The following is a 6,595-nucleotide window of genomic DNA, read 5'->3' as shown; positions in this document are numbered from 1 at the left end:
CGCGCCCGCACGTCCGCGGTCGTGAAGGGCGTCCGGTACGGCTCAGGCGCGGCGTGCAGGTAGCCCACCCGCAGCGGCCCCGGGTCGGGGCGGAAGGCGACGTCGAGCCCCGCGTCCGCGCAGACGATCAGGCACGTCTCGACGAACGCGCCGAGGCCGAGGCGCAGGTCGCGGCCGGTGGGGTCGCTGACGGGCAGCGCCCGCGCCGGATCCCAGCCGACGGCCGCCTCCCCGCCGGTGTAGGTGAGCGTCCACGGCTGGGTGTTGTGCGCGCTCGGCGCGCGCCAGAAGTCGGGTTCGAGGGCCCGCAGCTCTTTCACGCCAGGTCCTTGCCGTAGAAGGTGTAGCCGTGCAGCGGGCGCCCGCCCATCGCGACGTACTGCGCGGCCGAGCCGGGGTTGGTGCGCTCGACGTAGGTGCTGCGCAGCGTGCGGTAGCCGCCGCGGCGCAGCCCCTCGTGCAGTTCGTGGGCGAGCAGCCGCATGTAGCCGCGGCCCTGCTCGCCGGGGACGGTCCCCTTGATGATGAGCACGGCCTCGCGGCGGTGGCGGGACCTGGTCGCCAGCAGGCGGAGCTGGTTGAGCGGGTGCAGGTTCCCGCGGATTCTCGCCACGAACGCGGAGATGTCGGGCAGGCAGAGGACGAACGCGATCGGCCGGTCCGCCTTCGTCAGGTAGAGCAGCAGCGCCTCGTCCAGCAGGTAGGCCAGCCCGTCGGTCTGGGCGGCCAGCTGTTCGGCAGAGATCTCGGTGTAGTAGCCGAGCTGGGCGAAGCTGGCGTTGAGCATCTCGCGCAGGATGGGCAGCTGCTCCCCGACGCGCTTCCTGTCGCCCCGGTGCACCCGCAGCCGCTCGGCCTCGACGCGCTCGTCGTCGAAGGTGAACACCGGCTCGGCGGGAACCGGGCAGATCCAGGTGTCGGATTCGAAGCGCCGGGTGAAGCCATGCTGCTCGTAGGCGGCCGGGTAGTAGGGGTGGTTCCACGCGCTGTCGATGAAGCCGCGCTCGCCGAAGCCCGCGGTGATGACGCCGCCCGCCTGGTTGGGCAGCAGCGAGACCGGCCCGAACACCGCGTCCCTGCCGCCTGCCCGGCCGGCGGCGCAGACGCCGTCGAACAGCTCCTCGGCGGCGTCCTCGGTGAACTCCGTCAGGCCGAACAGCTGGGTGGGCCGGCCCAGCTTGGCGTCGAGCGCCGGGTCGGTGTGCAGGGTGGTCCGCGCGACGACCCGTCCGCGCCGTCTGAGCAGGCTCAGCCGGACGCCGCGCCGCCACCACGCGCGGACCTGGGCGTGGATCGGCGGGATGTAGCGCGGGTCCCCCTGGTAGACGTCGTCGGTGAAGGCGAGGAAGTCGCGCAGGTCGCGGCGGGTCTCGACCGGTTGGAGCGTCATCCGCGCCGCACCCGGGGGCCTTCGCCGGCCTCCGTGGACAGCGGGGTGAACGTCTCGATGTGCGCCATGGGGCCGCCCTCGGCGCGCCAGACACCGTTGCTGTAGCCCTCCGGCTCGGCGTTGTAGAGGCGGATGTATCCGCCGGTGGCGTTCTTTGTGCCGTCCGTCACCCATTGCATGAGCTTGCGGTGGTGGCGGCTGCGGGCGAAGCGCAGCAGCGCGTCGCGGTCCTCGAAGAACGCCAGCGTGCCGAGCGTGAAGGGGAACTCCCAGTAGACCTTGTGCCAGCAGTAGCCGCGCATCCGCTTCATGTCGCGGACCATGCGGAACCACGTCAGCGTGAGCGTGATGATCGACAGCGGCCCCCGGTAGCGGGTCGCCCCGACGAACATCGCGCTCGCCCGACCCTGCGGCGGCGCCTGGCTGAAGTCGGTGGTCCTCATGCGTCCCTCACCAGGTAGACGTTCTTCATCTTGGTCAGCCCGGCGAACGGCCCCTGCCCCGGGTCGTGGATGCTGACGCGCAGGTCGGCGGCCGTCGGATCCTCCCTCAGCGACTCGGCGAAGTCCCGCGACACCCTGGCCAGGTGCGCGACGACGCCTTCGCGGCAGATCCCGGCCAGCTCGTCACGGTCGACGGCCGAGCCTTCGCGGAGCTCGATGTTGACCACCGGCCGGTACTCCAGGCCGGGCTGCTCCTCCAGCGACAGGCAGAACCTGTTGATCGCGGCGGCGTGCGGGTTGCCCTGGTAGAGGCCGTACTCGACGTCCTGCGGGTAGAGGTTGGCGCCCATGTACGAGATCGTCGAGTCCTTGCGGCCGAACAGGAACAGCAGCGGCAGGTTCATCCGCTCGTCGGTCCACGCCCCCTCGTACTCGGCGCCGAGCGCCCGCCTGACCTCCGCCAGCGTGTGCAGCCTGGCCTCGTCGCCGACGTTGTAGCGCAGCTTGGGCTGCAGGCAGGTCTTGGTGTTGATCGTGCACAGCAGCTCGCCGGCGGCGTTGACCTCCAGGAAGGTCTCCAGCGGGTTGTAATGGAAGATCATCGGCAGCCGCTGCTCGCCAGGGCCGAGCAGCTGGTCGCGCAGCCGCTCGTCGGTGGCCAGGCGCTTGCGCAGCAAGACGCTGAACCCGCTCTCGGCGCCCATGCCGATCGTCAGGTCGCTGGCGCCGTAGCCGGAGCGGACCTCCTCGAAGCGCTCCTCCAGGTAGTCGCGGAGCGCCTCGGTCATGCCCTCGCCGCCGACCATGCCGCGTATGCGGTAGTCGGGCCATGGGAAGCCGGCCTCGTCCAGCCGGTCGCGCAGGTGCTTCAGGAACGGCGGATAGGCGGCGATCACGTAGTCGTAGCCGGGGCCGAAGTGCTCCAGCGTGTCGGCGATCTTCTCCAGGTCGGGGCCGGTGTTCTTGACCATCGCGATCCGCGCCATGGCGGTGCCCGTGGTGGTGCCGGTGGCCCAGGCGCCCATCGAGTAGGCGTTGATCACGAACAGCTTCTTGCCGGGGAAGACCAGCTCGATGTAGCCGGCGGCGTTGCGGTAGATGCCCTTGAGCTCGCGCGGGCCGCGCACCCAGTTGTACGGCTTGCCGCTCGACCCCGACGACTCGTCCACGATCACGCCCGGCCGGTGCAGCCTGCCCTCCTGGCAGCGGCTCGCCTCGTTGTAGACGCCCGCGTAGTTCTGCTTGGTGGTCTCGGGGAACGCGTCCAGGGTCCTGGCGTGCTCGGCGCCGTGCCCGCGCAGGAAGTGGCGGTAGGCAGGGACGTCCACGGCGGCGAACTGGCAGGCCAGCCGGGCGTGCCTGGCGGCCACCCGGTCCAGGACGGGGTGGTAGGTGCGGGCGACGAACCGCCACACGGCGGGGTGCGTCGCCCCCAGCCGGTACGCGCCGGTCAGCAGCCACGAGTACGCCTGCAGTCGGGCCCTGCGCCAGCGCTGCCGAGGGGTGAGCGGCCCTAAGGCCGGACTCAAGCGGGTCATAGAGCTGAAACCTATCGAGCCGGATGAATGATCGCTTAATGCCTACTTTCATCGCCTGTTGGAGGCGTCGGTCCACCGGGCTATGGAGCTTGATACTCAAGTCGCAGTGTGCAACTCAGCGGTCCGCCGGTGATCGGCGAGCACCTCGCGGATCACGTGCCGCGCGCCGGACGCGCGCACCGGGTTCGTCGCGCGGTAGTACGAGAGCTGGACGAGCGCGACCACCAGCGCCCAGCCGCGTCCTCGCAGCCAGGTCGCGTCGTCGACCCGCAGGGCGTCCCGGTAGACGTTCCGAGCGCCGGGAGGCAGCAGGTTCCACGCCGCGATCAGGTCGGTGGTGGGGTCGCCCACGCCGACGCTGCCGAAGTCGATGACCGCGCTGAGCCGCCCCTGGGTGAGCAGCACGTTCCCCGGTGACAGGTCGCCGTGGATCCACACGGCCGGGCCCGGCCACTCCGGGAGGCGCAGCGACTCCTCCCAGAGAGCGGTCACCGCGCCGGTGTCGACGAGATCGTCCAGCTCGCCGATCGCGGTGCGGGCCGACTCGTCCAGCGTCGCCAGGTGCTGGCCCCAGCCCGCCGGCGGCCCGTCGGCGGGGTCGATCGACCGCAGCGCGATGACGAACTCCGCCAGATCCTTGGCGAGCAGTTCGGGGTCGGCGATCTGGCCGACGGCGGGGTTCTCGCCGTCGAGCCAGCGCAGCACCGACCACGGCCAGGGATGGCCCTCCCCGGGCACGCCCCTCCCGAGCACGACGGGAACGGCGACGGGGAGTAGCGGGGCGAGCCGCGGCAACCACTCCTGTTCGCGTCCGACAGATCTGACGGCCCACTCGATGCGGGGGAGCCGTACGGCCATGTCGTCGCCGAGCCGGTACATCGCGTTGTCCGCGCCGTTGGAGACGACCGGTTCGACGGGCAGATCCGCCCACTGCGGGAACTGCGCGGCCAGCAACCGGCGTACGAGAGACCGGTCGATGTCGGCTTCGTCCTCGTGCATCTTGCCCGCGCCCATGCACACCTTCCGCTTCACGTTTCGCCGAAGCTCATGACACCGAAGCTCATGACACCGAAGCTCATGACACCTAAAGCTCATGACACCTAAAGCTCATGACGCCTAAAGCTCATGACGCCGTCCGGCGGCGCCATTCTGTCGAGGCGTGCTCAGTCGCCGTCGTCCGGGTCGGCCGTGGTCGGCTGCAGGTAGATGAGCGAGGCGACGGGCAGGCGCTCCCGGATGCGGTCCTCCACCTGTGCGATGGTCTTCGCCGCCACGCCGAGGTCGGTGCCGGCGGGCAGCTGGACCTCGGCGGCCACCAGTACGTCCTCGGGGCCCACGTGCAGGGTGCGCAGGTTGACGACCCGCTGGATGAGCGGTTCGCCGGCCAGCGTCTCCTTGATCGTCTTCTGGATCCCGGCCGAGGCGGCCTCACCGATGATCATGCTCTTGGTCTCCACGGCGAGCACCACGGCCACGACGACCAGGAGCGCGCCGATGGCGATGGACCCCAGGCCGTCGAACGCGGCGTTGCCCGTGAGGACCGTCAGCGTCACCCCGGCCCCGGCGAAGGCCAGCCCGATCAGCGCGGCGGTGTCCTCCAGCAGGACCACGGGCAGCTCGGGCGCCTTCACCTGGCGGATGAACGCCGCCCAGGACCGGTGTCCGCGAACGTCGTTGGACGCGCGCACCGCCGTCCGCAGCGACAGCGACTCCATCACGATGGCCGCGGCGAGCACGCCGATCGCCCACGGCCAGCTCTCCAGCGGATGCGGATGGACGAGCTTCTCGTAGCCCTCGTACAGGGCGAACAGGCCGCCGCCGAAGAACAGGACGACCGACACGAGAAAGGCGTAGAAGTAGCGCTCGCCCCCGAAGCCGAAGGGGTGCTCGGGGGTCGGCGCGCGTTCCGCCCGGTGCCGTCCGAGCAGCAACAGCAGCTGGTTGCCCGAATCGGCCACCGAGTGCAACCCCTCGGCGAGCAGCGCCGAGGACCCGGTGAAAGCGAAGGCCGCGAACTTGCTCGCCGCGATGGCCACGTTGGCTGCCAGCGCCGCGAACGTGGCCTCCAGCCCGGCGCTCTTCCGCACGCCACCTCCAGCTGCACTCCACGACCAGGCACTCCGCGCTACCCCTGGGATCGGCCACCACACCTCCCAGTCGCCGACGGCGGCGCCCCCCACGCCCTTCGCGAGCGGTCCCGGACGATCGCGAGCACCACGTCGTTCGGGAGCGAGGATCGGTGGTAAGCGCTTACCGGAGGCGGTTACCATAGCGCTTCATGCGCCCTTCCCCCGGTTCATCCGGTGACGCCTCAGCGTTGCGCCTCCCTCCCCATGACCCGCGGCTTTCCCGGTACACCGGGTGGACCCGCGCCCATTGGGAGGCCGTGGCCGACCATCTGCTGGCCTCCGTCGTGCCGTACGCCACCGACGACTTCGCCCAGTTCCGCATGCCGGGCCGGCAGGGCAGCTCGGGCCTGGAGAGCGACGGCCTGGAAGGGTACGCCCGCACCTTCCTGCTCGCCGCGTTCCGGATCGCCGGAGCGCGCGGAGCGGTCCCGCCCACCCTCCTGGAGCGGTACGCGCGCGGGCTGGTCGCGGGCACCGACCCGGCGCACCCGTACGCCTGGCCCGCGCTGGCCGACGTGTCCCAGCAGCTGGTGGAAGCGGCGTCGATCGCGTTGGCCCTGCACGAGACCCGTCCGTGGCTGTACGACCGGCTCTCGGCCGCCGAGCAGGAACGCGTGGTGGAGTGGCTGTCGGGTTTCGTCGGACGGCGCACCCCGGACAACAACTGGGTGCTGTTCCAGGTGGTCGTCGAGCAGTTCCTCGCCGAGGTGGGCGGGCCGCACGAGCCCGGCGAGATCGACGGGGGCCTGGAGCGGATCGAGGAGTGGTACGTCGGCGACGGCTGGTACACCGACGGCGCGGGCAAGAACTTCGACTACTACGCCGGCTGGGCGATGCACCTCTACCCGGTGCTGTGGGCCAGAATGGCCGGCGACACCGCACGTCAGGAACGCTATGCCGGACGGCTGCGGGAGTTCCTGAGCCAGTACCAGCACCTGTTCGCCGCCGACGGCGGGCCCGTCCACCAGGGGCGCTCGCTGACCTACCGGTTCGCGTCGGCGGCGCCAAGCCCGATCGGGATGCCCACCGCCAGCGCCAGCAACGTCGACAGCACTCCGGCCTGCAGCGACACCGTGGCCCCGTGCGCGATCCTGG

6 protein-coding genes and 1 pseudogene are annotated in these 6,595 nt (G+C 70.9%); 1 reads left to right on the top strand and 6 read right to left on the bottom strand.

Annotation, left to right across the window (positions count from 1 at the left end; genetic code table 11):
• The 6 genes and pseudogenes from ABZ297_RS45810 to ABZ297_RS45785 form a co-directional block, all read right to left on the bottom strand.
• Positions 1–320: pseudogene (locus ABZ297_RS45810) on the bottom strand (hypothetical protein); the annotation flags it as partial.
• Complete coding sequence (locus ABZ297_RS45805; RefSeq protein ID WP_355360582.1) at positions 317–1,390, bottom strand: hypothetical protein; 1,074 nt, start codon at positions 1,388–1,390, stop codon at positions 317–319. The gene ABZ297_RS45805 and the pseudogene ABZ297_RS45810, both read right to left, overlap by 4 nt.
• Positions 1,387–1,833, bottom strand: a complete 447-nt coding sequence (locus ABZ297_RS45800; RefSeq protein ID WP_355360579.1) for a DUF4188 domain-containing protein — start codon at positions 1,831–1,833, stop codon at positions 1,387–1,389. The genes ABZ297_RS45805 and ABZ297_RS45800 overlap by 4 nt, the downstream gene beginning before the upstream one ends.
• The gene (locus ABZ297_RS45795) at positions 1,830–3,371 is read right to left on the bottom strand and encodes a phenylacetate--CoA ligase family protein (protein ID WP_355360576.1); all 1,542 of its coding nucleotides are present in this window, start codon (positions 3,369–3,371) and stop codon (positions 1,830–1,832) included. The genes ABZ297_RS45800 and ABZ297_RS45795 overlap by 4 nt, the downstream gene beginning before the upstream one ends.
• A 96-nt stretch (positions 3,372–3,467) precedes the next feature.
• Positions 3,468–4,403 carry an aminoglycoside phosphotransferase family protein gene (locus ABZ297_RS45790; RefSeq protein WP_355360573.1) on the bottom strand — a complete coding sequence of 312 codons (936 nt, stop codon included), beginning with the start codon at positions 4,401–4,403 and terminating at the stop codon, positions 3,468–3,470.
• A gap of 131 nt (positions 4,404–4,534) precedes the next feature.
• The gene (locus ABZ297_RS45785; protein ID WP_355360570.1) at positions 4,535–5,458 is read right to left on the bottom strand and encodes a cation diffusion facilitator family transporter; all 924 of its coding nucleotides are present in this window, start codon (positions 5,456–5,458) and stop codon (positions 4,535–4,537) included.
• Between the two features lie 299 nt (positions 5,459–5,757).
• Between ABZ297_RS45785 and ABZ297_RS45780 the strand changes: the two genes are divergently transcribed.
• A partial coding sequence (locus ABZ297_RS45780) for a DUF2264 domain-containing protein (RefSeq protein ID WP_355360567.1) occupies positions 5,758–6,595 on the top strand: 838 nt, incomplete at its 3' end.

This window comes from Nonomuraea sp. NPDC005983 (assembly GCF_040614375.1).
Lineage (GTDB): Bacteria > Actinomycetota > Actinomycetes > Streptosporangiales > Streptosporangiaceae > Nonomuraea.
The sequence above is the reverse complement of the archived record's forward strand: the minus strand, read 5'-3'. Positions and strand labels throughout refer to the sequence as shown.

Excerpts from the sequence above, each read along its gene's own strand:
- ABZ297_RS45805 (WP_355360582.1), bottom strand. The coding sequence starts at position 1,390 with ATGACGCTCCAACCGGTCGAGACCCGCCGCGACCTGCGCGACTTCCTC.
- ABZ297_RS45800 (WP_355360579.1), bottom strand. The coding sequence starts at position 1,833 with ATGAGGACCACCGACTTCAGCCAGGCGCCGCCGCAGGGTCGGGCGAGC.
- ABZ297_RS45795 (WP_355360576.1), bottom strand. The coding sequence starts at position 3,371 with ATGACCCGCTTGAGTCCGGCCTTAGGGCCGCTCACCCCTCGGCAGCGC.